This window comes from Streptomyces sp. NPDC057002, assembly GCF_042673825.1.
In the GTDB taxonomy this organism is placed as follows: Bacteria; Actinomycetota; Actinomycetes; order Streptomycetales; family Streptomycetaceae; genus Streptomyces.
In genome coordinates, this window is the sequence record NZ_JBHURZ010000004.1 from 875594 (window position 1) to 901642 (window position 26049).

A 26049-nucleotide genomic window follows, 5' to 3' on the forward strand; every position below is an offset into this window, starting at 1 on the left:
AGAAGCATATGGGATGGCGGGACCTATCGCCAAAACGGTTTAGGGGGAGGCGGACGGGGTGCCCTCCGTAGGGGTACTCGGCGATGGTTGCGCACCGGGCTGGTTCTCCTCCGGCAGGTGGCGGCTGACCTCGGCCGTCGTGAGGCCGAGGCCGCCCAGCTCGATCTCGTCCCAGGCCTGGAGGAGGCGGGAGTCCCGGTCGAAGTACAGGATCGACGCCTCGATGGGGTCCGGGTGCCTGCCCTCGATGGCGCGCAGGCCGCTGCCGCCGGTGGAGCCCTCGATGCGGAGCCGGGTGCCGTACTTCAGGACCTCCGTCTCGTCGTGGTGGAGGTGGCCGGCCAGGGCCAAGGGGACTTCGCCGTCGACCTCGCGGACCGCCGCCGGTTCGTGGGCGACGGCGACATCCACCGGGGTGCCGGCCGTGCGCTGGTCGCGCAGGGCCGTGGCCAGCCTGGCACCCGCCAGCTCCTGGGACTGGGCGGCGCCGATCTGCTTCGAGCGGTCCGGCGTGTACTGCGGATCGCCGATGCCCGCGAAACGCAGGCCCTTGATCGTCGTCGCCCGGCCGTTGTCCAGGACGTGGACGTTCTTCAGGTCCTCCATATAGCGCTGGGTGAGCATCGAGTCGTGGTTGCCGCGGACCCAGACATAGGGGGCCCCGAGGTCCTCGATGGGGTCCAGGAAGCCGTTCTCGGCTGCTGTGCCGTGGTCCATCGTGTCGCCCGAGTCGACGATCACGTCCACCTTGTACTGCTCCACGAGCGAGGCGATGATCTTCCAGCTCGCCGGGTTGAGGTGGATGTCGGAGACGTGCAGGACCCGGATGGTGGAGGGGTCGGGCGCGTAGGCCGGGAGTGTCGAGGTGGCGTCGTAGAGCTTGGTCACGTTGGTGACCAGGCGGGCCAATTCCTTCTGGTAGACGTCGAATTCGGTGACGATGCTGCGCGCGTTGCCGACCAGGGAGGGGGCCGAGGTGAGCAGGCCGGAGAACTTGGGTTCCAGGACCGAGTCGGGGCGCCAGGTGGCGTAGGCCGTGCCGCCCGAGGCGGCGAGGAGGGTGAGGGCGAGGCCGCCGGCGGCCAGGGCGCGGCGCGGGCGGCGGTAGACCGCGAGGCCGAGGGCGGTGGCGCCGGCGACGACGGCGACGCTCGAGCGGACGGCCAGGTCGAGGGTGCCGCGGCCGACGTCCTCGGTGACCTCGTCCTGGAGGCCGGAGAGGCGTTCGGGGTGGTCGACCAGGGCCTGCGAGCGGTCAGGGTCGAGCTGGTCGACGTTCACGTCCAGGCGGACGGGTGCGTTGTGGCTGTCCAGTGCCAGGGCGCCCAGCGGCGAGATGTTGATCTTGGTGCCGCCGGTGAAGGAGGGGCGCAGGGTCATGGTGGTGTTCATGGGGCCGACCGGGACCCGGACGTTGCCCACGACCAGCAGCCCCAGCCAGGCGCCGAGGAGGACGACGGTCACGAGTCCGGCCGCCCGGGCCCACGGGTGCGGCTGCCGCACGAGCTCGATCGTGGTGGGCGCCTGGCGGGAGCGATAGCGGCGGGCCAGGGCGCGCGGGGGCTTGCGGATCGGGTTCAGGACACTCAGGACTGCGGCGGGGACGCGGGCCATTGATCCCGTATGCCCAAGTCCCGGGCCGGATATGCGACGCCGGATGGCTCTCGTACGGCGGGATCGTGGCCGACAATGGGCCTGTGCTGGAGATGACGCGCGAGGAGTTCGAGGAACTGGTCGCCGAGGCGCTCGACCGGATCCCGCCGGAGCTGACCCGACTGATGGACAACGTCGCGGTGTTCGTCGAGGACGAACCGCCGACGGACGATCCCGAGCTGCTCGGGCTGTACGAGGGGACTCCGCTGACCGACCGGGGGGAGTGGTACGCCGGTGTGCTGCCGGACCGGATCACGATCTACCGGAACCCGACCCTGCGGATGTGCGAGTCGCGGGAGGACGTCGTCGCGGAGACGGAGGTCACCGTGGTGCACGAGATCGCGCACCACTTCGGCATCGACGACGAGCGCCTTCACGCCCTGGGCTACGGCTGAGCGTGATGTGAACGCGGGGCGCGTGTCCTCTTGTGGGCGGCGGGAGTTGAAGGTGTTGACTCCATCACCCTTCCCGGAGGTGGCCCCGTGCGCCCCTTGTACGTACCCGTCCGCCTGGCCGCCACGGTCGTGGCCGTCGCCGCTGCCGCCGGCTGCATGAGCGTCGGCGACGACGGCGCGGGCGGGAGTGCCAAGCCGTCGCACTCCGCGGGGCAGCGCGGCGGGGAGGCGCCCGACGGCGGGTCGGCGGTGTCGGGCGGCGGTGCCGGGGCCGGTGCGGCGGCGGCCGACGGCAAGCACGGGCGCGGCAAGGGGAAGAAGGGCGGGAAGGGCGAGCGCGGCAGGCCCGGGGAGTCGGCGTCTCCCGAGGCCTCGCCGTCCGCCGCGGTGAGCGCGTCGGCGCCGGCAGGCGGCAAGCCGGGGAAGCCGGGGAAGCCGATGCCGAAGCCGCCGGAGCCGCCCACTCCCACCCGGACGGCCGAACCGGAGCCCACGCCGACACCGCCCGAGCCGACGACATCGCCGGAGCCGACGCCGGAGCCTTCGTCGTCGGCGCACGAGCCGCCGGGTCCGCAGCTGGCGCAGCGGGAGCCGGCTCCGGAGGCGGGGGAACCGGCGTAGCCCTGCGGTGAGCTGTGTCACGGCGGGGGCTCGGCGGGAACAGGGTGTGGGGGTGGTGGGTTGGAAACCGACGGGAGGTTCTCCGGGCCAGTGGCCGACGGAGGGCGTCCCGGTCTGTCTCCCGCGGAGTCCGGTTTGCCTTGCGGGGCCCGGAGTGCGTATGGTGGCAGATCGTTTGAACCCATTCTTGCCCGGCGCCACTACAGAGCGCGCCGTGTGGCGCGTACTCTCCCTTGCCGTGGTGGACCGCATTGAGGCGGTCGTATTGCGAATCGCGAATCACGGAGTTGACGGGCGCGTGCCGACGGAGACTCCGGAAGGTTTCGCATTCGCATGTCCATCGCCAGTACTGATCACGTCGTCGTGCCCGAGAACGAGGCAGCCGACGACACCCCCGAAGTGACTTTCGCCGACCTCGGCCTGCCCGAGGGCGTCGTGCGCAAGCTCGCACAGAACGGCGTGACCACCCCCTTCCCCATCCAGGCCGCGACCATTCCGGACGCCCTGGCCGGCAAGGACATCCTCGGCCGTGGCCGCACCGGCTCCGGCAAGACCCTCTCCTTCGGTCTGCCGACCCTGGCGACGCTCGCCGGCGGCCGCACCGAGAAGCACAAGCCGCGCGCCGTCATCCTCACGCCGACGCGTGAGCTCGCCATGCAGGTCGCCGACGCGCTCCAGCCCTACGGCGACGTCCTGGGGCTGAAGATGAAGGTCGTCTGCGGCGGTACGTCGATGGGCAACCAGATCTACGCCCTGGAGCGCGGTGTCGACGTCCTCGTCGCCACCCCCGGCCGACTGCGGGACATCATCAACCGCGGTGCCTGCTCCCTGGAGAACGTGCAGATCGCCGTCCTCGACGAGGCCGACCAGATGTCGGACCTGGGCTTCCTGCCCGAGGTCACCGAGCTGCTCGACCAGGTCCCGGCGGGCGGTCAGCGCATGCTGTTCTCGGCCACGATGGAGAACGAGATCTCCACGCTGGTCAAGCGCTACCTGAGCGACCCGGTCACGCACGAGGTCGACAGCGCCCAGGGCAACGTCACGACCATGTCGCACCACATCCTCATCGTGAAGCCCAAGGACAAGGCGCCGGTCACCGCCGCGGTCGCCTCCCGTAAGGGCCGCACGATCATCTTCGTCCGCACCCAGCTGGGCGCCGACCGCATCGCCGAGCAGCTCTGCGACTCCGGCGTGAAGGCCGACGCGCTGCACGGCGGAATGACGCAGGGCGCGCGCACCCGCGTGCTGGAGGACTTCAAGAAGGGCTACGTCAACGCGCTCGTCGCGACCGACGTCGCCGCCCGCGGTATCCACGTCGACGGCATCGACTTGGTGCTGAACGTGGACCCGGCCGGGGACCACAAGGACTACCTGCACCGCGCGGGCCGTACGGCGCGTGCCGGCCGCACGGGCACCGTCGTCTCCCTCTCGCTGCCGCACCAGCGGCGTCAGATCTTCCGGCTGATGGAGGACGCGGGCGTCGACGCCGGGCGTCACATCATCCAGGGCGGCGCGGCCTTCGACCCGGAGGTCGCCGAGATCACCGGCGCCCGGTCGATGACCGAGGTCCAGGCCGAGTCCGTGGGCAACTCCGCGCAGCAGGCCGAGCGTGAGGTCGCCCAGCTCACCAAGGAGCTGGAGCGTGCGCAGCGGCGTGCGACCGAGCTGCGTGAGGAGTCCGACCGGCTGCTCGCGCGGGTCGCGCGTGAGCGGGGCGAGGAGCCCGTGGCCGCCGGTGAGTCCGGCCCGGCCGCGGACGTTCCGGCCGGCGTCGAGGTGTCGGTGCCGGAGCAGCCGACCGCGCAGGACGTCGCGCGCGAGGAGCGTGCCGAGTCCTCCCCGTCCTACGAGCGTCGCGAGCGGCGCGAGGAGCGTGGCGGCGGCTACGGGCGTGACCGGTACGCCGACCGGGAGCGGTCCTTCGACCGTGACCGTGGTGGCGACCGCGGCGGGCGTTCCTTCGACCGTGACCGCGGTGGTGACCGTGGTGGCCGTTCCTTCGAGCGGCGTGACGAGCGCGGCGGCGGTTTCAACCGTGACCGTGACCGTGACCGCGGTGGCGACCGTGGTGGTGACCGTGGTGGCCGTTCCTTCGAGCGGCGTGACGAGCGCGGCGGCGGTTTTCGTCGCGACGACCGGGGTGACCGCGGCGAGCGCGGGGGCTTCCGGCGTGACGACCGCGGCGGGCGTTCCTTCGACCGTGACCGCGGTGGTGACCGTGGCGGCCGTTCCTTCGAGCGGCGTGACGAGCGCGGCGGCGGCTTCAACCGGGACCGTGACCGTGGCGGCTTCCGCCGCGACGAGCGCGGTGGGCACCGCGGCAGCGACCGCCCCTTCAACCGGGACCGCCGGGACGACCGTCCGGGCTACCGCGCCGGCGGGCACGACCGCCCGAACGGCCGTCGTGACGACCACCGCGGCGGCGGCTCCTTCGGCCGCCGCGAGGACAAGCCGCGCTGGAAGCGCAACGGCTGACGCATAGCAGTGTGGAGCGCCGTGGCCCCGCCCCGACGGGCGGACCACGGCGCTCTGCTTTCGGTCCCGTACGGTGGTGTGTGGCCGTCGCGTTCCGATACCTGATCGGAGACTCGCCGTCCTGCGGCTATGCTCGTGGGGGCAACATCGCCTGGGCCCTTAGCTCAATTGGCAGAGCAGTGGACTTTTAATCCATTGGTTGTGGGTTCGAGTCCCACAGGGCCTACCGCAGCGCAGCGCCCGACCCGGCTTCGGCCGGGTCGGGCGCTGCTTCGTTTTCAACCGTCTCCCCCGTCTCCCCCCCGTCTCGCCGAGTGTCAGCAGAAGGGGCGGCCCGGGTCATTGGCCCAGAAGGAAAGGAAGGACCAGGTCTGCGCTCCGATACGTCCGTCGACGACGATTTCGGCGCATTGCTGGAAGGCGGTCACCGCGCTTCGCGTCAGCCTGCCGAAGTCTCCGTCCACGTCCAGCTCGGCTCCTACAGCCTCATTGAGATAGCACTGGGCTTGCTGGACAACCGCCCCGGATGAGCCCTGTTGGAGGTTGGGCCGACGATTCGTGTAGTCGCATATGTCGTCCGGCCCCTGCGCTACGACGCGTTCGGTGCGTTCCGGGATGACCTGCGGCGCCGCGACAGCAGGACCTCCGAGAAGGCCTGCGGAAAGAAGAACAGCCGCAGTGACGGCGTGCGCTCGTCGCATCCTCAACCACCTCCGAAGGCGCTGCACGTGTCTCCAGCGTGCGCTGGTGCCTCCCAGGTCGCATCTCGACGCAGGCAGCTCCGTGGGGCCGCCCAGGAGTGGGTGTTGGCGTATGCGGCGGGTTCGGGGCAGAACCACCGAAGAGCCCCGGTCCAGACGGCATCTGGACCGGGGCTCAGGTCGATTCCGGGGCGGCTCAGCCCGTCGTCAGCATCCCCGCCCGCAGTCGTGCCACCGTCCGGGAGATGAGGCGGGAGACGTGCATCTGGGAGATGCCGAGGCGGGCGCCAATCTCGGCCTGGGTGAGTTCCTCCACGAAACGCAGGTGGAGGATGAGGCGCTGGCGTTCGTCGAGTTCGGCGACCAGGGGAGCGAGGGCGTGGAAGTCCTCGACCAGTTCGAGGGCCGGGTCCTCCTCGCCGATGAACTCCGAGAGCGTCGCGTCGCTTTCGTCCGCGTCACCGCCGACCGTCGCGTCGAGGGACGAGGAGAGGTAGCCGTTCGCCGCGACCTGGGCCTCGACGACCTGCTCCTCGGTGATGTTCATCAGGGCCGCCAGCTCGGCGACCCGGGGCGCGCGGCCGAGGCGGGAGGCCAGTTCCTCGGTGGCCTTGGCGAGTTCGGTACGGGCCTCCTGCAGGCGGCGCGGCACGTGCACGGCCCAGGACGTGTCACGGAAGAACCGCTTGATCTCGCCGATGATGTAGGGCACCGCGAAGCTGGTGAACTGCACCTCGCGGGAGACCTCGAAGCGGTCGATCGCCTTGATCAGCCCGATGATGCCGACCTGGACGACGTCCTCCATCGCCTGGCCGCTGCCGCGGAACCGGCGGGCCGCGAACCGCACCAGCGACATGTTCATCTCGATGAGCGTGTTGCGCGCGTACTGGTATTCGGGAGTGCCCTCCTCCAGTACGGCGAGCCGCTCCAGGAACTGTCCGGTCAGCCCGCGCGCGTCCTGCGGGGCGAGCTTCTGCGGCTCGGCGATCAGGGGCAGCACCTCACTGGTCTCGATGCCGGAATCCGTCGTCGTGCCGATGCGCGTCGTCGCCGTCACGGGCCCTCCCTCGTAGTACCGGCCCGCTTCCATCCCCCGACAGGCCACCTCCAGCGCCGCTACCCGCAGTCGCCCGGCTCATGCCCCGCATATGCCCCATCGAGACGTTGACCACAGTCGGTGCAGGTCGGGGCGGTGTCGGGGTACCCACAAAAGTCTGCGGCGGTAGGGGACAGGAGGGTGGGGCTTCGTGGCGGGGAAGAGTTCAGGCAGTCCGGGTGCCGGGCGAACCGGAGTCGTCGGAGGCGTCGTGTATCCGGGCCGCCGCCACGTCGCAGAACGCCTCGAGACCCTGCAGCAGCGCGACCCGCTTGGCCGCGGGCATCCGGTCGAGCACCTCGCGCAGCGCCTGCTCCCGTCGTACGCGCAGATCGGCGAGGAACGTACGGCCCCGGCCGCTGAGGCGCAGACGCACCTCGCGCCGGTCCACCGGACTCACCACACGCTCGACGAACCCGGTCGCCTGCAGCCGGTCGCAGAGCCGGCTCGTCGAGGGCGGTGTGGAGGCCAGGGAGTCGGCGAGCGTGCGCAGGTTGATGCCCTCGTGGTGCTCGAGGATGAGCAGCACGCGCAGCTGGGAGGCGGAGGCGGGTGCCGTCGAGGCCCGGCCCCAGAGGACTTCCAGCAACTCCGCGGCCGTGGAGGTCACACGTGCGACCTCTGCTGGCTCAGGGCGGGGTCGGAGGGAAGTCACAGTCACACTCTCGCAGGCACCGGGGTGGCCGTCAGCGTACTAGGCGCGCGGGGAGCCGGGGGTGGCCCGGGCAAGGGTCACAACCGCCCACCGCGCATTCGAACCAAGGATTGGTGTGTCGACCATCGTGACGACGATCGTGAACAGATTCGTGGCCGCCGAGCGCGCCTTGCGCACGGCGGCACCCCATCAACTGCTGGACGCGGTCCGTCGCGTACTGACCGATCAGTACGCGGCGGACTCCGTCGAGCTTTTCCTGGCCGACTACGGACTGACGGTGCTCCAGCCGGTGTCCGTGCTGCCGCACACCCTCCAGCCGGTGTCGGTGCACAACAGCCCGGCGGGCCGGGCCTTCGGGGCTCAGGAGCCCTGGGTGGAGGCCCTTTTGGGTGAGCGCGTCCGAGCGCATCTGCCCGTCACCGTGCGCGGCGACCGGCTCGGCGTACTGACCGTGGTCCTGCCGGGCGGCGAGCACGCCGACGGCTGCCTCGGCGAACTGGCGGAGATCGCCCAGGTGCTGGGACACGAGGTCGTCGTCGCCGAGCGGGACACCGACCTGTACCTCCAGGCACGCCGCAGGGACCGTCTCACCCTGGCCGCCGAGATGCAGTGGCAGCTGCTGCCGGGCCGCTCCTGCGCCCGCCCCGAGTACGAGCTCGGCGCCCAGCTGGAACCGGCGTACGCGATCTTCGGCGACAACTTCGACTGGTCCGCCACGGCCGACCGGCTCAGTCTCTACGTCACCAACGGCATGGGCGAGGGCATCGAGGCCTCCCTGCTGACGAACCTGGCGATCAACGCCCTGCGCAACGCGCGCCGGGCCGGTCTCCCCCTCGCCGACCAGGCCGCGCTGGCCGACCAGGCGGTGTACGCGCACTACCGGGGCCGCTGCTATCTGTCCGTGCTCATGCTCGACTTCGATCTGGCCACCGGGCGGGTCCGGGCGGTGGACGCCGGGTCTCCGCAACTGCTGCGGATGCGCCGGGGCGTGGTGGAGCGGGTGGACTTCGACGCCCAGCTGCCGCTCGGCATGTTCGAGGAGACCGACTATGTGGCCCAGGAGTTCCGGGCCGAGCCCGGCGACCGGCTCGTCTTCGTCAGTGACGGGGTGTACGACGTCGCCTCCCCGGGCGGAGAGGCGTACGGCGACACCGCTCTGGCCCGGGCGATCCAGTCGACCCGGCTGCTCCCGGCCGCCGATGTGCCCCGGGCCGTCCTGCGCGAACTGAGCGGCCATCGCGGCAGGCCGGTCGCGGACGACGACGCCCTGGTGGTGTGCCTGGACTGGCGTGGGCGATGAGGGACGGGGAAGGCGCAGGCCAGGGGCGGCGAGGGGCAGTTGTTTGGTGTTGCCCCGCGCCGGCACTAATGTTTGTCATACGGCAAGTAATGGCTGAGGCGCTGTAGCGCGGCCTCGGTCCGGTCCGTGCAAGGGAGCGATGCAAGTGTCGGAATCGGAACGGAACGCGGAACAGGAGCCGGCCCATTACCAGGTGAGCGCCTTCCTCGAGCAGCGCCGGGAGCAGGTCGCCCAACGATGGGCGGACGCCGCGCTGTTCCGCACGGTCTTCACCGTCTCACGGGACGAGGCCGTGGAGGCGGGCAGGTCCGTGGCCGCCGCGCTGGCGGCGGTGGCGGCTTCCGGCCGTACGGAGGACATCCGGGCGCCCGGATTCGAGCCGGTGCGCGACCAGTTGGGCCGGATGGCGGCATCCCGTGCCCGTACGGGGATCGACCCGGACGGGGTCGCCGAAGAGGTGGCCGCCCTGCGCGCACCGGTGACCGAACTGCTGCGCGCCGAGTTCCCGGACCCGTACGCCCCAGAGGCCCAGGAGAGCGTGCTGGCCCTGACGGTGCTCATGGGCACGCTGCGCATGGTCGTGATGGAGACCTTGGTCAGCGCGGGCGAGGAACTCATCGCACGGCAGCGCGAGCAGCTGCTCGAAGCGGCCACCCCGGTGATCAAACTCTGGGAGAGCACCGTCGCCGTGCCGCTGATCGGCACGCTGGACAGCGCGCGCAGCCAGGTGGTCATGGAGAGCCTGCTGGACGCGATCGTCGCCGAGCGCGCCCGGTTCGCCATCCTCGACATCACCGGTGTGCCCACGGTCGACTCGCTGGTCGCCCAGCACCTGATGAAGACGGTGGCGGCGGCCCGGCTGATGGGCGCCGAGTGCATCGTCTCCGGGATCCGGCCCGCGATCGCGCAGACCATCGTCCACCTGGGCATCGACCTCGGCACGGTGCTCACGCGCGCGAGCCTGGAGGACGCGCTGGCCTACGCGCTCAGCCGGCAGGGCGTCGAGATCGCGCCGCTCCGCTCGGCCGGCCCGGCGGCCGACGCGGGCGTGCGGTGACCGGGTTCGGGCCGGGGCTGCCCGGACCCGCGGGGGGACACGCCTTCACGGTGCCGGTCCTCCAGCTGGGCGACACCCTGCTGGTCACCCTCCAGGGAGAGCTGCACGACGGGATGGCCGAGCAGCTCCAGCAGGACATCACGGCCCGGATCGCGCACACGCGAGTGACCGGAGTGGTCATCGACATCTCCGGCGTCGACATGGTCGACTCTTTCCTGGGGCGGGTCCTCGCCGAGATCGCCGCCGGAGCCGGACTGCTGGCCGCCCGTACGGTGCTGGCCGGGATGCGCCCGGCGGTGGCGATCACCCTGGTCGAACTGGGGCTCACCCTGCCGGGACTGCGTACGGCCCTGGATGTCGAACGCGCGATGGAGCTGCTCGCCGCCGGTGAGCGTCACAGTGAGGGGAGTCCCTGATGCAGGCCTCCCGCCATGCCGCGCCGACGAGCCTGCCGATCGGCTCGGACGCCGATCTGGCCTGGGTGCGGCAGCAGGTCAGGCAGGCCGCCGCCGAGCTCGGCTTCGGGCTGGTGCAGCAGACCAAGCTCGTCACGGCGGCCAGCGAACTGGCCCGCAACACCCTCGTCCACGGTGGGGGCGGCCATGTGGAGATCACCCCGCTGGGCCTCGGGCCGTCGAGCGGACTGCGGCTGGCCTTCGTCGACAACGGGCCCGGCATCCGCGACCTGGACCAGGCGATGACCGACGGCTACACCAGCGGCGGCGGGCTCGGTCTGGGCATGAGCGGGGCCAAGCGGCTGGTGCACGAGTTCGAGGTGGAGAGCCGGCCCGGCGAGGGCACCACCGTCACCGTCACCGCCTGGGCCACCGCCGTACCGCCGTCCCGGCCGGGGGCCTGATGAGCAGGGTGTGGGACGTGCCGGTGGACGACTCGACCCGGGTGCGGGACGTCCGGGTTGCCGCCGAGGAGGCCAGCGCACGCGCCGGGCTGCCCGCGCCCCGCACCGCGACCGCCGCGCTCGTGGCGACGGAGCTGGCGACCAATCTGCTGCGGCACGCGGACGGCGGGCGCGTCCTCATCAACCTCGTCGAGCGCGGCCGCGACGGCACCCCGGAGACGTCCGTGCAGATCGTCTCGCTCGACCACGGCCCGGGCATCCCGGACATCGCGGCGGCGATGCGCGACGGCTACACCACCGCGTCCTCCCTGGGCGCCGGCCTCGGCACGTGCCGGCGCATAGCGAACGACTTCGACCTGCACAGCGCACCCGGGCGGGGCACCGTGGCCGTGGCCCGCATCGGCCACGAGCGGGCCGTCAGGGGGTCGCGGCCCATTCCGGGCCCGCGCGTGGGCGGCGTCAACGTGCCCCTCGGCCGGGCCGAGTACTCCGGTGACGCGTGGAGCCGGGTGTACGGCCGCGACCGCGTGACCCTGCTGCTCGCCGACGGGCTCGGCCACGGGCCCAAGGCCGCCGAGGCGTCCGGCGCCGCCGTGGCCGAACTGCGCGGGGTGGCCGACCTGCCGCCCGCCGAGATCCTGCGGCGCCTGGGCAGGACGCTGCGGCCCACCCGGGGCGCGGCCGTCGCCGTGGCTCAACTCGACCTTCCGTCGGGGCAGTTGAGCTTCGCCGGGATCGGCAACATCGGCGGCCGTATGCGCACCGACGGCACCTGGAAGCCGCTGCTGTCCCACCCCGGCATCGTGGGCGCGCAGGCCCCGGCGTCCGTGCCCGTGCAGCGCGTTCCATGGCAGGAGGACAGCCTGCTCGTCCTGCACAGCGACGGGCTGCCCAGCCGCTGGACGCCGCCCGACGACGGAGTGCTCCTCTCCTGCGACCCGGCGGTGGTGGCCGTCGCGGTGCTGCGGGACGCCGGGAGCGCGGCCCTGCCGGTGCGGGACGACACGTGTGTGGCCGTACTGGGCGCCGGTGGCGGGGGCCGGCACGGCTCGGGGGCTTGACTCACTCGGTTCCGTCAGGGTGCGGCACGGCCGCGTCCCGTGCTGCCAGAAATCCCCGCAATCCCCGGCTCAGAGCCACCCGTTCCGCCGGTTCCATCGCCGCCAGCGCCGTGGCCAGGGCCTCGGCCCGGCGGTCTGCGACGTCGCTCAGGACATGCCGGCCGTGCGGGGTGAGCCACAGCTGTACCTCGCGGCGGGTGCCCGGGTGTGGGGCCCGTTCCAGCAGGCCGGCCGCCGCGAGCCGGTCGCAGAGCCGACTGGCCGTGGGGAGGCCGATGTCGAGTTCGTCCGCCAGGGCCGTGACGTTCAGGCCGGGCCCCGCCTCCACGGTGCGCAGCGCCCGCAGCTGGTGTGGGGACAGGCGCAGGGACGCCTCCTGGGCGGCGACCGACCACAGGGCCGTCAGACTGTCCACGGCATCGGCGATCTGCGACGCGACGGTTTCCGGTCCGTCGCCCGGTCCCCTCGCCCGGGGGTCGCCGGGGGCGCCGAGATCGGTCACGAAACGTCACTTTCCATAAGCTCCGGGTACTGCGGAGATCGCCCTCTTTCAAAGGCTGTACCCGATGAGCCGAGGGGCAAGCAGCCCCGTTCAGCACCCGGCCGGGCCGTGCCCCGTTCAGCCCGCGCTGAGCTCCGTCAGCGCGGCCAGCGGCAGCGTGTGCTGGGTCTGGAGGACCTTGGCGCGCAGATAGCGGACGTTGTGCGCGGTGGTGAAGACGCCCGTGGGGACACGGTCGCGCACCTCGATACCCAGGGTGCGCAACTGGTCCGCCTTGTCGGGGTTGTTGGAGAGCAGGTCCAGCTCCTTGATGCCCAGGGCCTTCAGCATCTGGGCCGCCGCCGTGTAGTCCCGGGCGTCCTCAGGCAGCCCCAGGGCGGCGTTCGCCTCGTACGTGTCGAGGCCCTCGTCCTGGAGGGCGTACGCGTCGAGCTTGTTGTAGAGGCCGATGCCCCGGCCCTCCTGGCGGAGGTAGAGGAGCACGCCGCCGCGGTCGGCTATCCGCTCGACCGCCTCGCGCAGCTGCGGACCGCAGTCGCAGCGGGCCGAGCCGAACACGTCCCCGGTCAGGCACTCGGAGTGCAGTCGCACCAGCGGGACCGGGCCCGGCTCCCCCAGGACGACGGCCACGTGTTCCTGGTTGTCGGCCAGTCCGTGGAAGGTGACGAGTTCGGCGTCGACCTCGTAGCCGTCATGGAAGCGCAGCGGTACCCGGACGCGGGAGCGCTGGGTGGCGATGACGTCGGGGGTGTCGGGCATGCGGGGCCTCCGGGTTCCGTTCCTGTTCGGCTGCACAGCCGTCTGCTTCAGATTTGAAGCAGATCCACGGTCCGGAACACTACCCTTGCTTTAAATTTGAAGCAACGAGGTTCAGCCCCTTGTGACGTGCCTCACTGAATGCCCCGCTGAATGCCCACTGAGTGCCTCACGGCGTCGCTGCGGGCCGCCTCACGAACAGCCCGTGGAGGACCTCCGCCGCCACGGCACGTCGTCCGACGTCGGCCGGGTCCCGTCCTCCTGGAGCCCCTGCGCGATCGCCGCGGAGATCTCCTCCAGCTGCGCCACCTGCTCCTCGCTGAGCCGGTCGAAGACGTAGCTCCGCACGGTCTCGACATGCCCGGGCGCCGCGCGCTCCAGTACGGCGAACCCCGCCTCGGTCAGCGCGGCGATGCTGCCCCGCTTGTCGTACCGGCAGGCCTCGCGCCGCAGCATGCCGTCCTTCTCCAGCCGCGTCACCGCGTACGTCAGCCGGCTGCGCGTGATCTTCAGCCGCTCGGCGAGATCGGTCATGCGCAGGCGCTGTTCGGGGGACTCCGACAGAACGGACAGGATGGAGTAGTACAGGTGCGGCATGCCGGCGTCCTGCTGGAGCTGCCGGTCGATCGCGTCCTCCAGGAGCAGCGAGGAGGCGATGTACGCGCGCCAGGCGCGTTGCTCCTCGGGGGTGAGCCAGCGAGTCGTCATGCCGCCAGTGTAGGTTTGTTTCAAACTTGAACCAAGACCCGGCAGGCCCCGAGTCCCGCCGGTCCGCCGTCCCACCCGACCGGGGAGCGTCGATGCCTCACCCGTACGTCCTGCTGTCCGCCGCCGTCTCCCTCGACGGCTATCTGGACGACACCGGGCCCGAACGCCTGCTGCTGTCCGGCCCGGCCGACTTCGACCGGGTCGACGAGGTCCGGGCGTCCGTCGACGCGATCCTGGTCGGCGCCGGCACCATCCGTGCCGACAATCCGCGCCTGCTGGTCAACTCGGACGAGCGGCGGGCCGCCCGCATCGCCGCCGGCCGGCCGGAATACCCCCTCAAGGTCACCGTCAGCGGCTCCGGCGACCTCGACCCGGAGGCCCGTTTCTGGCACACCGGCGGCGAGAAGGTCCTCTACACGACCGACCAGGGCGCCGAGCGTGCCCGGGCCCTCGGCCTCGCCACCGACGTGGCCCCCCTCGGCGCCGACCTCGACTGGCGGCGGCTCCTCACCCACCTGCACGACGTACGGGGCGTACGGCGGCTCATGGTCGAGGGCGGCGGCCTGATCCACACCCAGCTCCTCACCCAGGGCCTCGCCGACGAACTCCAGCTGGTCCTCGCCCCGCTCTTCGTGGGCGATCCGCAGGCACCCCGCCTCTTCGGGCCCGGCGGCTACCAGGGCGGCCGGCTCCGGCTGCTGGAGACACGGCGCATCGAGGACGTGGTCCTCATGCGCTACGAACCCACCGCCCCGGGCACCGGCGCCCTCCCCACCGCCGCCGACCACCACTGGCTGGCCCTCGCCTGCGAACTGGCGGACCTCTGCCCGCCGTCGGACACGGCGTTCAGCGTGGGCGCGGTGGTCGTCGCGGCCGACGGCACGGAACTGGCCCGCGGCCACTCCCGCGAGGGCGGCGACCCCGTCGCGCACGCCGAGGAGGCGGCCCTGGCGAAGCTCGGCCCGTCCGACCCGCGCCTCGCCACCGCCACGGTCTACAGCAGCCTGGAGCCCTGCGCCCGCCGCGCCTCCCGCCCCGCACCCTGCGCCCGGCTGCTCCTCGACGCGGGCGTACGCCGGGTGGTCACGGCCTGGCGCGAGCCGGACACCTTCGTCCAGGGCGCCGACGGCAGCGGAGTCCTGGCGGCCGGCGGGGCGGAGGTCGTCGTCCTCCCGGAGCACGAGCACCGGGCCAAGGCCCCGAACCGCCATCTGCTGTAGCGGGCGGGTGGTCACGAGTGGTCCCGCGGATGGCGTACACTGGAATCACAACGACGCGGGGTGGAGCAGCTCGGTAGCTCGCTGGGCTCATAACCCAGAGGTCGCAGGTTCAAATCCTGTCCCCGCTACTGAAGGCCGAGGGCCGGAATCCAAAAGGATTCCGGCCCTCGGTGTTTTCCGGTTCTCCACACCCCGGTTACTGCCCGTGAGCGAAGCGCATCGCTCCGCAGAACAACTGACACACCGTCAATACCCAGCAGTCACTTGCGGAGCGGGCAACTCGCCCGATTTAAGCCGGTCATGGCAGGTAAGTCCGCACGAAAAAGGTTAATGATCAAGTGGAACCGCTGGAATCCACTCCCCGGGTCTATTAACGTTCGATAACGCAGCGCGGTCGTCCCAGCCGTCACAGAAGGCGGCTCCGTGCGCACGCGCCGAATCCCGAAAGGGAACCGGGGAACCACCACTTGGGGTGAATCGGGCGTAAACCGCCGTGGAAGCACGGTCTGTTTACGCGCGTAGGAGACCTTCCTGCTCCGAACCCGTCAGCTAACCCGGTAGGCGAGAAGGAAGGAAAGGAGTACGCCCACGTGGCGTCCAACCGGCCTGCCCCCGCGGCCCCGTTCGCGCGGAACCAGCGCGACACCGAGACTTTCGGCTACGGCGGTCAGCGCACCGACGAGGGCCCGTTCCAGGAGTGGAACCCCACCGAGGAATCCATCCGTCCCGTCCGTGGCCGGCATCGCGTCACCAAGCAGCGCGGCGGAGGGCTCGCCCGCAGCTCCACCGTCCTGGGCGTCGGCGTCATAGCCGCCGTGGGCGCGGGCGGCATGGCCAGCGCCCAGACCGGCAAGCCACCGGTGTCCATCTCCGTGTCGGACCTGCCCTCGGTGGGTTCCCTCATCTCGGACGACGACACCCCCGCGGGCTCCGCGACTCCGCTCAGCGGCCTCGGCGCGACGACCACAGCCGACACCGAGGAGAACTCCTCCGGCGCCGGCGAGGCGCTGCGCGCCCGGATCATGGCCCAGGTCGAGTACCAGCAGGACCAGATCGACACCAAGGCCGCGCAGGACGCCGCCGACGCCGCCGAGAAGGCGGCCGCCGAAGCCGTCGCCAAGGCGCAGGAGGAAGCCAAGGCCAAGGCCGCCGAGGCCAAGCGGAAGGCGGAGGAGGAGGCCAAGAAGAAGGCCGAGGCGGAGCGGCTCGCCGCCCTCGCCAAGCAGTTCACGCTGCCGACCTCCTCGTACACCCTCACCTCGACCTTCGGTCAGGCCGGCGCCTACTGGTCCTCCGGCTACCACACGGGCCTCGACTTCGCCGCCCCCACGGGCACGCCGATCAAGGCGGTGCACAGCGGCACCATCACCGAGGCGGGCTGGAACGGCTCGTACGGCTACAAGACGGTCCTCACCCTCGATGACGGCACGGAGATCTGGTACGCGCACCAGTCCTCCATCGGCGTCAGCGTCGGCCAGAAGGTCAGCACGGGCGATGTCATCGGCCGCGTCGGCGCCACCGGCAACGTCACCGGTGCCCATCTGCACCTCGAAGTTCACTCCGGTGGTTCCAGCGGCGGAATCGACCCGATGGCGTGGCTGCGGGGCAAGGGCCTTAACCCGTAAGCGCCACAAGCCAGTCGAAGCACCGGCAGCCCTGACGACGACCCCCCGACGTCAGGGCTGCCGGTTTCCGGCATGTCCGGCGGCTGTTCACAGGACCTTTGCGTCTGACCTGGAATGAGCCGCTCTGGCACGGCCGTTGACGAGAGGCATGACTTCCCTTCGCAAGCTCGGCTCCTCCGACCTCGAAATCTTCCCGCTCGCCCTCGGCGGCAACGTCTTCGGCTGGACCGCCGACGAGGCACAGTCCTTCGCCGTCCTCGACGCCTACACCGCCGCCGGCGGCAACTTCGTCGACACCGCCGACGTCTACTCGGCGTGGGTCGACGGCAACCAGGGCGGCGAGTCCGAGACGGTCCTCGGCAAGTGGCTTCAGGCGCGCGGCAACCGCGCCGATGTCGTCGTCGCCACGAAGGTCAGCCAGCACCCCGAGTTCCAGGGCCTGTCCGCCGCCAACATCAAGGCCGCCGCGGACGCCTCGCTGCGCCGCCTGCGCACCGACTACATCGACCTCTACTACACCCACTTCGACCGGCCCGACGTGCCGGTGGAGGAGATCATCGGGGCGCTCGACGAGCTGGTGAAGGCCGGGAAGGTGCGGCACATCGCCGCCTCCAACATCTCGGCGGAGCGGCTGCGGGCCTCCCTGGAGTTCTCCGACCGTGAGGGCCTCGCCCGCTATGTGGCGCTCCAGCCCCACTACAACCTGGTCTCCCGCGACACCTACGAGGGCGAGATCCAGGACCTCGCCGAGCGCTCCGGCCTCGCGGCCGTCCCGTACTACGCGCTCGCGTCCGGCTTCCTCACCGGCAAGTACCGGTCCGGTACGACCGTCGACAGCGCGCGGGCCGGCGGCGCCGCCAAGCACCTGGAGACCGAGCGGGGCCGCCGGGTCCTCGACGCCCTCGACGAGATAGCCACGGCCCACGACGCCCCCGTCGCCACGGTCGCCCTGGCCTGGCTCGCGGCCCGGCCGACGGTGGCCGCGCCGATCGCGTCCGCACGGACGGTGGAACAGCTGCCGGCGCTGCTCGGGGTCGGGGAACTCACCCTGACGGAGGCGGAGGTGGGCCGGCTCACGGAGGCTTCGGCCTGAGCGGCAGCTGCGGCCGGTGAGGCGGGGCTTCGGCCTGCTCGGTGAAAACGCTCGCTCTCCGTTCCACGGGGGAACAGTACCCAGGCATGCGCCGCCGTGACCGGCCGGGAACCGGTGGACGCCCGGGCTCGTAGCCGGCGGCCGCGCCCCGGCACGGGGCCGGCAGACGACCGGCCTCGTTGCCCGGGGCTGCGGCCGACCGCCGTCGGCCCGCGCCGCCGCAACGGGTCAGAGCGGGCGCCACGGCCGCGGCGCCCGGCGCCGGACCAGCGGACGCCCGGCATCGTCGCCTGCGGCGGCTGGCCGGCGCCTCGGCTACGACCGGTACGGGTTGTACGCGGGGTACGGCGTCGTCGGGGCGGAGTAGTGCGTCGTCGGGTGGCCGTACCCGTACGCCCCGTACACCGGCCAGGGCGGGGCCGCCACGGGTACGGGAGGGGCCGTGATCCGCGCCGCGTGGTCCAGCGCGGGGCGGGCCGCATCCCGGCGCCGCCACAGTTCCTCCAGCAGCTCCCGTTCCCGTACGACGAAGTCGGCACCGGCGCGGCCGCGGCGGCCCCGGTGCCGCAGGAACGCCAGAGACGTCGCGTAGGCCTCGTACTGCGCCACCGCCCGCGCCGCGGTCTTCCCCGCGTGGTCGCGGGCGTACTGGCGGGCGATCCGCCGGGCCCGCATCGAGCCGAGCGCGTACGGCTCGGCCGGAGTCAGCCAGCCGGCGACGGCGTACGCGGGCAGCTCCGCCCGCACGGTCCTCAGCTCCCGCTGCCGGGTCCAGATCACCAGCCACGTCAGCAGCCCGAAGATGGGCACCATGAACGCCGCGTACACGGCGAAGAACCCGTACTCGCCGAACGCCGACGAGCCGTTCCACATCGCGTGCATGCCCATCGCGAGCAGCAGCCCGGAGAGCGGGAAGGCGACGCGGCGGATGTGCTGGCGGTCCGCCGCGAGCGCGGAGATGCCGAAGCCGATGCCCGTGAGGACCGTGAAGAGCGGGTGCGCGAACGGCGACATGACGATCCGCACGAAGAAGGTCGCCGCCGTGACGGAGGCGATGCCCGTGTGCCCGGCGAGCTGGTCGGTACCGAAGGCCATGCCCAGATAGAGGATGTTCTCCGTGAACGCGAAGCCGGTCGCCGTGACGCCGGCTATGACGACTCCGTCGACGATGCCGGTGAAGTCACGCCGCCGGAAGAGGAAGACCAGTAAAACGGCCGCCGCCTTGGCCGACTCCTCGACCACCGGCGCGATGACGGTCGCGCCGAGCGTGTCCGCGCTCGTCGGATCCGCGGTCGCCGTCGCTATCCACTGGGTCGCGAAGCTGTTGGCGACGATCGCTATCAGCGCCGCCGCGCAGGCGCCCCAGGCGAAGGAGAACAGCAGGTTCCGCCAGGGGCCCGGTTCGACCCGGTCCAGCCAGCGGAACGCGGCTATGAGCAGGGGCACCGGGAGGACGGCCAGCCCGAGCCCGACCAGGAATCCCTCCGTGCCGGTCTCCTCGCGGACCAGGGCCAGGATGACGAGGCCGGAGATCACGAGGAGCATGGACAGCGCGCCGTAGCGCACCCAGGCGCGCTGCCACCAGTGGGCGTGCCGCAGACCGGCGGTGGATGTGCCGGTGAGGGGCACGCCGTCGGCGGGACCGCTGGGGTACGACGGCTGTGGGGGGCAGGTGGCCACGGCATTGACCCTAACGACGGATGGGCGCTGTCCGCAGGCGGAAGAGGCCGGGGGCGGTCAGGCGCCGGCGGGGGGCTGGTCCACGTGCTGTACGCGACGGAAGAGGAGGTCGTTCACGACATGTCCTTTGTCCAGTCCCTGGCCCTCGAAACGGGTCAGCGGACGGAAGTCGGGACGGGGCGCGAAACCGCCGTCCGCCTGCGTGTTCTCGAAGTCGGGGTGTGCGGTGAGGACCTCGAGCATCTGCTCGGCGTACGGTTCCCAGTCAGTGGCGCAGTGCACGGTCCCGCCGGGCTTGAGGCGGGTCGCGGCGAGGCTCAGGAAGTCGGGCTGGATGAGCCTGCGCTTGTGGTGCCGCTTCTTGGGCCAGGGGTCGGGGAAGTAGACGCGGAGGCCGTCGAGGGAGTCCGGGGCGAGCATCTCGCGGAGCAGGATGATCGCGTCGCCGTTCGCCACCCGGATGTTGGACATGCCGTCCCGGTCGGCGAGATTGAGCAGATTGCCCTGGCCGGGGGTGTGGACGTCGACGGCGAGGATGTTGGTGCGGGGGTCGGCGGCGGCCATCAGGGCGGTCGCCTCGCCCATGCCGAAGCCGATCTCCAGGACGACGGGGTTGTCGTTGCCGAACAGGTCGGCGAGGTCGAGCCCTCGGTGCCCGTCGATGTCCAGTCCCCACTTGGGCCACAACCGCTGCAGCGCGTCCGCCTGCCCCGCGGTCACCCGGCTCCGCCGCGGCTGAAAACTCCGGATCCGCCGCTCGAAGTGCGACCCGGCGGGATCGGCCTTCGGCCCGTCGGGAAAGCGCGGCTCACCCTTGGCCCGCGTATGCCGGATGGACACACCGGGCGCGTGGTCGGGGTGCTCGCCGCCGGGGGTGTTGGGCGGCTGGGTGCTTTCGGGGGTATTCACGGAGTCAGACACAGTGAGGCCGATTTTACGGCCGTCGGGTAAGGGGCTGCGGCGGGGCGAGCCCGCGGCAGCCCGCTCCGCCGGGCCGCGGGCCCCTCATGCCCGGCTCACAGCCCGCTCAACGCCCTCCGCGCCACCTCCCGCCCGATCGGCAAGGACGCCGTAGCCGCAGGAGACGGCGCGTTCAGCACATGCACCGTGCGCGCGCCCTCGCGGATCAGGAAGTCGTCCACCAGCGTGCCGTCACGCAGCACGGCCTGGGCCCGTACCCCTGCCGCCGTCGGCACCAGGTCCTCCTCGGACACCCCGGGCAGCAGCCTGCCCACCGCGTCCGTGAACGCCGCCTTGGACAGCGACCGCCGCAGCTCACCCGCCCCGTACCGCCAGTGCCGGCGCGCGATCCGCCAGGATCCCGGCCAGGCCAGGGTCGACCCCAGCTCGCGCCAGCGGACCGTGCCCCATCCGTACCCTTCGCGGGCCAGGGCCGGCACCGCGTTGGGCCCGACATGGACACCGCCGTCGATGCCGCGGGTGAGATGCACCCCGAGGAACGGGAACGCCGGGTCGGGGACGGGGTAGACCAGGCCCCTGACGAGCTCCGGCCGGGCGAGTTCGTAGTACTCGCCCCGGAACGGCACGATCTGCACGTCCGGGTCGTCCCCGGTCAGCCGGGCGATCTCGTCGCTGTACAGGCCCGCGCAGTTCACCAGGACCCGGCCGCGCACCACGTCCCCGGCCGAGGTGAGCGCGGCGACGCCCAGCTCGGGGCGGCGGTCGACGCGCACGACCCGCGTGCCGTAGCGGATCTCCGCGCCCGAGCCGTGGGCCAGCTGGCGGGCGACCGCGACGAAGTCGCAGATGCCGGTCGTGCCGACGTGTATGGCGGCGAGGCCCCGCACCTCCGGCTCGTACTCCGTGATCTGGGACGCGCACAGCTCCCGCACCGGGATCCCGTTCTCCCGGCCGCGCTGCACGAGCGCGTGCAGACGGGGCAGCTCGGCGCGGTCGGTCGCGACGATCAGCTTGCCGGTGACGGAGTGCGGGATGCCGTACTCGGCGCAGAACTTGACCATCTCGGCGGCGCCCCGCACCGCGTAGCGCGCCTTGAGGGAGCCGGGGCGGTAGTAGACACCGCTGTGGATGACGCCGCTGTTGCGGCCGGTCTGGTGCCGGGCGGGGCCCGGTTCCTTCTCCAGCACCGTGACACGTGTGCCCGGTGCGGCGCGTGTGATCGCGTACGCCGTCGACAGACCGACGATCCCGCCGCCGATCACCAGCACGTCACAGTCGTAGGCGAACCGCACGCGCACCACCTCCCACCTCGATAGTGCACTGCGCCACTGACATCGCCTTCAAACGCGTGGACGGCGGCGATCACGCCGCTCAGGCGGGAGCCACGAGCAGCGGCCGGGCACGCTCGCGGAGCTCGACCACCCGCGGCTCGTCCCCGTACGGCTCCAGCCGGTGAAGAAGATCCTTCACGTACTCCGTGGTCCGGGCGGACGAGATGCGCCCGGCGACCTCCACCGCCCGCACCCCCTGCTCGCACGCCGCGTCCAGGTTCCCCGACTCCAGTTCGGCCACCGCCGAGACGACGAGGCGCAGACCGTGCGAGCGGACGAACTCCTCCGTCGGCTTCGAGAGCGCCTGCTCGGTGAAGCGGCGGACCTGGCGGGGCGCCTTGAGATCGCGGTAGCACTCGGCCGCGTCGGCGGCGAACCGGTCGTAGGAGTAGAAGCCGAGCCAGCTCGGGTCGTTGTCGCCGGGACGGGCGCGCTCCAGCCAGCTCTCGGCCGCCTTCAGGGCGCCGCCGGCCGCCGGGGCGTCACTCGCGCGGGCATGCGCGCGTGCCTCGACGAGGCGGAAGAAGCTCATGGTGCGGGCCGTCGCCAGTCCGCGGTTGCGTTCCAGGGCGGCCTGGGCGAGGTCCACGCCCTCGTCGCCGAAGCCGCGGTAGGTGGCCTGGAGGGACATGGAGGCCAGGACATAGCCCCCGAGGGGGACGTCCGCCGCCGCCCGGGCCAGGCGCAGGGCCTGGATGTAGTAGCGCTGGGCCGCTTCCTGCTGGCCGGTGTCGAAGGCCATCCAGCCCGCGAGCCGGGTGAGTTCCGCGGAGGCGCCGAAGAGGGCCCGGCCGACCTCGTCGGAGTAGGAGCCGAGCAGCAGGGGGGCGGCCTCCACCCTTAAGCACTCGGGGACCATCGACGAACGCCAGTCGCCGCCGCCGTACTTGGAGTCCCAGCGCCGCGCGTCCTCGGCGGCCTCCCGCAGCTTCTGCACATCGCTGTGGCCGACTTTGAGCGGTGCGCCGGAGCCCTCGCCGGGGCCCACGTCACGCGCGACCGAACTGTCGGCCGGGGTTATCAGCCATCGTGAGGCGGGCGTCGCGTACGCGCTCACCGCGAACGATCCGGCCAGTGACTGCCAGATGCCGCCGGTCCCGGCCCGGCGGCCGGCGAGGTCGAGGCGGTACAGCTCCGTCGCGGACCGCACCGCCTGGCCGACGTCCCGCGGGAAGGCGAGGCCGACTTCGGGCGCGGGGTCCGCGTCCGCCAGGCCGATCTCGTGGAGCGGCACCGGGCGGCCGAGTTTCTGGCCGATGGCGGCGGCGATGAGGTGCGGCGCCGCACCCTGCGGCACCATGCCCTTCGACACCCAGCGCGCCACCGACGTCTTGTCGTAGCGAAGCGTCAGACCGCGCTGGGCGCCGAGGTCGTTGACACGCCGCGCGAGGCCTGCGTTGCTGATTCCCGCGAGGGCGAGAACGGCGCCGAGTTTCTCGTTCGGCCCGCGTTGCTCCCTGGACATGAGCCACCCCTCGACACAGACGGCTGCCGGCACTGGCATAACCACGCGGCATTCGTAAACCCAGCGTAGTTCGCCGCATCCCAAGCGTTAAGGGGCATTGTTCCGGTTGGCGGGATTGTGGTCCGTACTGAAGTGCGGTTCAGATACGGGCTGTTGCGGCGTGCTCCCACTGTGTGGCCGTGCGCCTGCCTGTGCGCTCTTCTCCAGCCATCGCGGGAGCGGTTCCATGGTCATTGCGTGGGTCGGCCCGCTGTACTGGATCCAGTGGGCTGGGGGACACCGCCGCCTACATCCCCGCGGGCGGCGGAACGGTCCGGGAGGCGTGCTCCGTCTCCCGGACTGCGCGATCGAGTGGTGGTACGCCAAGCCTGTACGGAGCGTGTTCGACGCTGTCCGCGTAACGGCGATTTGGCTGAAAATCGACCCCACCGGTCGTGGGGTATCAGGGCTCCGACCACGGTACTTGAGGGCGCATCGGGCGTATTCGGGGCGCGTATTGAGGGCGCATTCGCGCCGCAATCGCAGGCGAGACGTGTCGCTGGGGCGCCTTGCGTCCCGGCCGTGTTTGCTGTGCCGGGGGTGTTCGAGGCGGTGCGGGTGTCGCCGCCGGGGCGCATTCAACGGAGCGCAAGCGGCGTCGGGGCCCTCTGGAGTGCTTCCTTCATGGCAGCATGGTGAACCGGTTCGTACGGTGCACTGGTTGTCCACAGCCTGTGGAGGCGGCGATGCGGTGGTTGGTGGGATGGAGCAGCACCGCCGCGGGAGCACTCGCTGCCGGTGCGGCGGGCGCGACGGGGCAGGACGGCGAGACCGTGCACCCGGTGGGTTCCCAACTCCTGTGGGGCGACCCCGATCCGCTGTGGGCGGTCGGCGACTGGCGCCCCGACGAGGTGCGGGTGGTGAAGGCCGACGACCAGACCCGTATCGCGGTCCTCGGCATCTGCGGCGCCACCGACGAGCAGCTGCGCGTCGCGCTGTTCGCCGCACGCGGCGGGGCACTTCGGCACCTCACCGCCTGGCCGGGCAGCTACACCGCGATCGTGCAGGTCGGCAGGAGGCTCACCGTCTGCGGCGATCTCGCGGGCGCGCGGCCGGTGTTCCACACGCCCTGGGCCGGCGGTACGGCGTACGCGACGGCCGCACTGCCGCTGGCCGACCTCATCGAGGCCAACCTCGACTTCGGGCACCTCGCCGCGCTGCTGGCCGCCCCTGACGTACCCGCCGCGCTGCACGACTCCACGCCGTACGACGGCGTGAAGCGCATTCCGCCGGGGCATGCCCTGATCCTGCGCGCCGGTGCGCGGGAGATCGCCGGGTACGAGCCCGTCGCCTCGCTGGCGGTGGCGGCGCCTCCGGCCGACCCCGACAGCGCGGTCGACGCAGTGCGCGACGCGCTCGTGGAGGCCGTACGGACCCGGCTGTCCGCGCCGCGGCACGTCCCCGGGGCGGACATAGACCCCGGCCCCGTGCCCGGCATGGGACCCGCCGAGCGGCGTGCCGCGCGCGGGATGCCCGTCCCGGGCATCGGGGCGGACCTGTCCGGCGGACCGGCCTCGGGGACGCTGGCGCTGCTGGCCTCGGGGCTGCCCGGGATGCCGGGCACGGTGCTGGGGCACGGCACGGGCGCGGGGGAGCGGCTGCTGGCGGTCACGTTCAACGACCTCGCCGTCCCGGGGCAGGAGGCCGAGCTGGAGCGGGCGGGCGCGCTGGCGGCGAACCCGCGGCTGCACCACGTGGTCGTGGCGGGCGGCGAGGAGACCCTTCCGTACGCCGACCTGGACGGCCCGCTGACCGACGAACCCGGGCCGTGCCTGGTGTCGGCGGCCCGGCACCGGGCACGGCTGGCGTCCGGCAGCGCGGACCACTTCACCGGCTACGGGGCCCGCCAGGTCCTGGACGCCCATCCGGCCCGGCTGGCCGACCTGCTGATGGACCGCCGGCGGCGCCATCTCGTGCGGCCGGTCGCAGCGCTGGCCAAGGCGGACGGGTCCGTGCTGGTCCCCGCGCGCGTGTACGCCGCGGCGCGACGGCTCTCCCGTACGCCGTACCGGTCGGGTATCGAGTCCCTGGCCGAGCGTCTGCTCGACCACCGGTCGGACGACGGTCTCGACGCGCCCGGTGGCGCGGTGGAGGCCTCGCTCGCCGCGCTGACCTGGGGCAGACCCGGGCCGGCCGCGCGCTGGCTGACCGGCGAGGCACTCGCTGAAGTATCGGTTCGCCTTCAGGCGTCCACACACCGGTCGGAACTGGTGGGTCCGGGGCAGCGGCCGGGCGACTTCCGCGCGCGTGCGGCGCTGGCGCGGCACGCGGCGGACCTGCGGGTGCTGGAGCAGGCCGCGGAGATCCGCTTCCAGCGGCTGCACGCGCCCTTCCTCGACAACCAGGTCGTACGCGCGGCCCGGGCGCTGCCCGAGGCGTTGCGGGTACGGCCCGGGGCGCGTGCGGCGATCCTGCGTACGGTGCTGGAGGGGGCCGGAGTGCGGGAGCTGCCGCCCGGGTGGGGCGTCCCGACCCAGGCGACCGAGGCGGCCGCGGCCCGAACGGGCCTGAGAGTGGCGGCGGACTCCCTGGTGACCCTGTTCGACACGCCCCTCCTTGCGGAAGCGGGCCTGGTCGAGGCCCGAGTCGTCCGCAAGGCCCTCCGCTCCGCGGCGGCCGGCGAACCCCTCCCCCTCGACGGCCTCGCGGACCTCGTCTCCCTGGAACTCTGGCTCCGCCGCCTCCTGGCCCGCCGAGGCACCTGCTGGACGGGCACACCGGCTCGCCAGCGAGCGGTACCGGCGGGAATCGCCCCACAGCGGGGCGCGTTGGGGGCGGGGGCAGGGGGAAGGCCCGGCTGAACGACGGACGGCCCCGCCCTGGCTGCCCTAGCTGC

23 protein-coding genes, 2 tRNA genes and 1 riboswitch are annotated in these 26049 nt (G+C 72.1%); of the genes, 14 read left to right on the top strand and 11 right to left on the bottom strand.

Features of this window, described 5'->3' with window-relative positions; genetic code table 11:
- Positions 1–39: 39 nt before the first annotated feature.
- Positions 40–1614 carry a metallophosphoesterase gene (locus ACFT32_RS24035; protein WP_382492616.1) on the bottom strand — a complete coding sequence of 525 codons (1575 nt, stop codon included), beginning with the start codon at positions 1612–1614 and terminating at the stop codon, positions 40–42.
- Between the two features lie 83 nt (positions 1615–1697).
- Between ACFT32_RS24035 and ACFT32_RS24040 the strand changes: the two genes are divergently transcribed.
- From ACFT32_RS24040 to ACFT32_RS24055, 4 genes are all read left to right on the top strand, one after another.
- Positions 1698–2048 (top strand): metallopeptidase family protein, encoded by a 351-nt coding sequence (locus tag ACFT32_RS24040; RefSeq protein WP_382492617.1) that lies wholly within the window; start codon positions 1698–1700, stop codon positions 2046–2048.
- Positions 2049–2135: 87 nt separating this feature from the next.
- A complete protein-coding gene (locus ACFT32_RS24045; protein ID WP_382492620.1) occupies positions 2136–2669 on the top strand; it encodes a hypothetical protein in 534 nt (177 codons plus the stop codon).
- Positions 2670–3002: 333 nt separating this feature from the next.
- Positions 3003–5144 (top strand): DEAD/DEAH box helicase, encoded by a 2142-nt coding sequence (locus tag ACFT32_RS24050; protein WP_382492622.1) that lies wholly within the window; start codon positions 3003–3005, stop codon positions 5142–5144.
- A gap of 153 nt (positions 5145–5297) precedes the next feature.
- Positions 5298–5370 (top strand) — tRNA-Lys (locus ACFT32_RS24055).
- Positions 5371–5461: 91 nt separating this feature from the next.
- Here ACFT32_RS24055 and ACFT32_RS24060 read toward each other — a convergent pair.
- The 3 genes from ACFT32_RS24060 to ACFT32_RS24070 all read right to left on the bottom strand — a co-directional run bounded on the left by ACFT32_RS24060 (position 5462) and on the right by ACFT32_RS24070 (position 7551).
- Complete coding sequence (locus tag ACFT32_RS24060; protein WP_382492625.1) at positions 5462–5845, bottom strand: peptidoglycan-binding protein; 384 nt, start codon at positions 5843–5845, stop codon at positions 5462–5464.
- A 196-nt stretch (positions 5846–6041) separates the two neighbouring features.
- Positions 6042–6902, bottom strand: a complete 861-nt coding sequence (locus ACFT32_RS24065) for an RNA polymerase sigma factor SigF (protein ID WP_382492627.1) — start codon at positions 6900–6902, stop codon at positions 6042–6044.
- A gap of 205 nt (positions 6903–7107) precedes the next feature.
- Positions 7108–7551: a MarR family transcriptional regulator gene (locus ACFT32_RS24070; RefSeq protein WP_382492630.1), complete on the bottom strand. Its 444-nt coding sequence runs from the start codon at positions 7549–7551 to the stop codon at positions 7108–7110.
- Positions 7552–7735: 184 nt separating this feature from the next.
- Between ACFT32_RS24070 and ACFT32_RS24075 the strand changes: the two genes are divergently transcribed.
- The 5 genes from ACFT32_RS24075 (at position 7736) to ACFT32_RS24095 (ending at position 11873) form a co-directional block, all read left to right on the top strand.
- A complete protein-coding gene (locus tag ACFT32_RS24075) occupies positions 7736–8896 on the top strand; it encodes a PP2C family protein-serine/threonine phosphatase (protein ID WP_382492779.1) in 1161 nt (386 codons plus the stop codon).
- Between the two features lie 139 nt (positions 8897–9035).
- Positions 9036–9953 carry an STAS domain-containing protein gene (locus ACFT32_RS24080; protein WP_382492633.1) on the top strand — a complete coding sequence of 306 codons (918 nt, stop codon included), beginning with the start codon at positions 9036–9038 and terminating at the stop codon, positions 9951–9953.
- A 17-nt stretch (positions 9954–9970) separates the two neighbouring features.
- The gene (locus ACFT32_RS24085) at positions 9971–10369 is read left to right on the top strand and encodes an STAS domain-containing protein (RefSeq protein WP_184594863.1); all 399 of its coding nucleotides are present in this window, start codon (positions 9971–9973) and stop codon (positions 10367–10369) included.
- A complete protein-coding gene (locus ACFT32_RS24090) occupies positions 10369–10812 on the top strand; it encodes an anti-sigma regulatory factor (RefSeq protein ID WP_382492635.1) in 444 nt (147 codons plus the stop codon). The genes ACFT32_RS24085 and ACFT32_RS24090 overlap by 1 nt, the downstream gene beginning before the upstream one ends.
- On the top strand, positions 10812–11873 hold the full coding sequence (locus ACFT32_RS24095) for a SpoIIE family protein phosphatase (protein WP_382492636.1): 1062 nt from the start codon (positions 10812–10814) through the stop codon (positions 11871–11873). The genes ACFT32_RS24090 and ACFT32_RS24095 overlap by 1 nt, the downstream gene beginning before the upstream one ends.
- Before the next feature lies 1 nt (position 11874).
- Here the strand turns inward: ACFT32_RS24095 and ACFT32_RS24100 are convergent, their stop codons facing one another.
- The 3 genes from ACFT32_RS24100 to ACFT32_RS24110 form a co-directional block, all read right to left on the bottom strand.
- A complete protein-coding gene (locus ACFT32_RS24100; RefSeq protein WP_382492638.1) occupies positions 11875–12375 on the bottom strand; it encodes a MarR family winged helix-turn-helix transcriptional regulator in 501 nt (166 codons plus the stop codon).
- 117 nt (positions 12376–12492) lie between these two features.
- On the bottom strand, positions 12493–13134 hold the full coding sequence (ribA, locus tag ACFT32_RS24105) for a GTP cyclohydrolase II (RefSeq protein ID WP_382492640.1): 642 nt from the start codon (positions 13132–13134) through the stop codon (positions 12493–12495).
- A gap of 189 nt (positions 13135–13323) precedes the next feature.
- Positions 13324–13839, bottom strand: coding sequence for a MarR family winged helix-turn-helix transcriptional regulator (locus tag ACFT32_RS24110; RefSeq protein WP_382492642.1), 516 nt, complete (start codon positions 13837–13839; stop codon positions 13324–13326).
- A gap of 92 nt (positions 13840–13931) precedes the next feature.
- Between ACFT32_RS24110 and ACFT32_RS24115 the strand changes: the two genes are divergently transcribed.
- The 4 genes from ACFT32_RS24115 (at position 13932) to ACFT32_RS24130 (ending at position 17777) form a co-directional block, all read left to right on the top strand.
- Complete coding sequence (locus ACFT32_RS24115) at positions 13932–15059, top strand: dihydrofolate reductase family protein (RefSeq protein ID WP_382492644.1); 1128 nt, start codon at positions 13932–13934, stop codon at positions 15057–15059.
- A 54-nt stretch (positions 15060–15113) separates the two neighbouring features.
- Positions 15114–15187 (top strand) — tRNA-Met (locus tag ACFT32_RS24120).
- Positions 15188–15481: 294 nt separating this feature from the next.
- A riboswitch (cyclic di-AMP (ydaO/yuaA leader) is annotated at positions 15482–15638 on the top strand.
- A gap of 11 nt (positions 15639–15649) precedes the next feature.
- Positions 15650–16684, top strand: coding sequence for a M23 family metallopeptidase (locus ACFT32_RS24125; RefSeq protein WP_382492647.1), 1035 nt, complete (start codon positions 15650–15652; stop codon positions 16682–16684).
- A 148-nt stretch (positions 16685–16832) separates the two neighbouring features.
- A complete protein-coding gene (locus tag ACFT32_RS24130; RefSeq protein WP_382492650.1) occupies positions 16833–17777 on the top strand; it encodes an aldo/keto reductase in 945 nt (314 codons plus the stop codon).
- Positions 17778–18092: 315 nt separating this feature from the next.
- Here the strand turns inward: ACFT32_RS24130 and ACFT32_RS24135 are convergent, their stop codons facing one another.
- The 4 genes from ACFT32_RS24135 to ACFT32_RS24150 all read right to left on the bottom strand — a co-directional run bounded on the left by ACFT32_RS24135 (position 18093) and on the right by ACFT32_RS24150 (position 23174).
- Positions 18093–19457: a PrsW family intramembrane metalloprotease gene (locus tag ACFT32_RS24135; RefSeq protein WP_382492652.1), complete on the bottom strand. Its 1365-nt coding sequence runs from the start codon at positions 19455–19457 to the stop codon at positions 18093–18095.
- A gap of 57 nt (positions 19458–19514) precedes the next feature.
- Positions 19515–20378 (bottom strand): tRNA (guanosine(46)-N7)-methyltransferase TrmB, encoded by an 864-nt coding sequence (trmB, locus tag ACFT32_RS24140; protein ID WP_382492655.1) that lies wholly within the window; start codon positions 20376–20378, stop codon positions 19515–19517.
- Between the two features lie 95 nt (positions 20379–20473).
- The gene (gene lhgO / locus ACFT32_RS24145; protein ID WP_382492657.1) at positions 20474–21676 is read right to left on the bottom strand and encodes an L-2-hydroxyglutarate oxidase; all 1203 of its coding nucleotides are present in this window, start codon (positions 21674–21676) and stop codon (positions 20474–20476) included.
- Between the two features lie 73 nt (positions 21677–21749).
- On the bottom strand, positions 21750–23174 hold the full coding sequence (locus ACFT32_RS24150; RefSeq protein ID WP_215120504.1) for an MFS transporter: 1425 nt from the start codon (positions 23172–23174) through the stop codon (positions 21750–21752).
- A gap of 725 nt (positions 23175–23899) precedes the next feature.
- Between ACFT32_RS24150 and ACFT32_RS24155 the strand changes: the two genes are divergently transcribed.
- On the top strand, positions 23900–26014 hold the full coding sequence (locus ACFT32_RS24155; protein ID WP_382492660.1) for an asparagine synthase-related protein: 2115 nt from the start codon (positions 23900–23902) through the stop codon (positions 26012–26014).
- The last annotated feature ends 35 nt before the right edge of the window (positions 26015–26049 follow it).

Bases quoted from the DNA above. Each gene is read 5' to 3' on its own strand.
- ACFT32_RS24035 (WP_382492616.1), bottom strand. From the start codon at position 1,614: ATGGCCCGCGTCCCCGCCGCAGTCCTGAGTGTCCTGAACCCGATCCGC.
- ACFT32_RS24050 (WP_382492622.1), top strand. From the start codon at position 3,003: ATGTCCATCGCCAGTACTGATCACGTCGTCGTGCCCGAGAACGAGGCA.
- ACFT32_RS24060 (WP_382492625.1), bottom strand. From the start codon at position 5,845: ATGCGACGAGCGCACGCCGTCACTGCGGCTGTTCTTCTTTCCGCAGGC.
- ACFT32_RS24080 (WP_382492633.1), top strand. From the start codon at position 9,036: ATGCAAGTGTCGGAATCGGAACGGAACGCGGAACAGGAGCCGGCCCAT.
- ACFT32_RS24090 (WP_382492635.1), top strand. From the start codon at position 10,369: ATGCAGGCCTCCCGCCATGCCGCGCCGACGAGCCTGCCGATCGGCTCG.
- ACFT32_RS24095 (WP_382492636.1), top strand. From the start codon at position 10,812: ATGAGCAGGGTGTGGGACGTGCCGGTGGACGACTCGACCCGGGTGCGG.
- ribA (WP_382492640.1), bottom strand. From the start codon at position 13,134: ATGCCCGACACCCCCGACGTCATCGCCACCCAGCGCTCCCGCGTCCGG.
- ACFT32_RS24110 (WP_382492642.1), bottom strand. From the start codon at position 13,839: ATGACGACTCGCTGGCTCACCCCCGAGGAGCAACGCGCCTGGCGCGCG.
- ACFT32_RS24115 (WP_382492644.1), top strand. From the start codon at position 13,932: ATGCCTCACCCGTACGTCCTGCTGTCCGCCGCCGTCTCCCTCGACGGC.
- ACFT32_RS24130 (WP_382492650.1), top strand. From the start codon at position 16,833: ATGACTTCCCTTCGCAAGCTCGGCTCCTCCGACCTCGAAATCTTCCCG.
- ACFT32_RS24150 (WP_215120504.1), bottom strand. From the start codon at position 23,174: ATGTCCAGGGAGCAACGCGGGCCGAACGAGAAACTCGGCGCCGTTCTC.
- ACFT32_RS24155 (WP_382492660.1), top strand. From the start codon at position 23,900: ATGCGGTGGTTGGTGGGATGGAGCAGCACCGCCGCGGGAGCACTCGCT.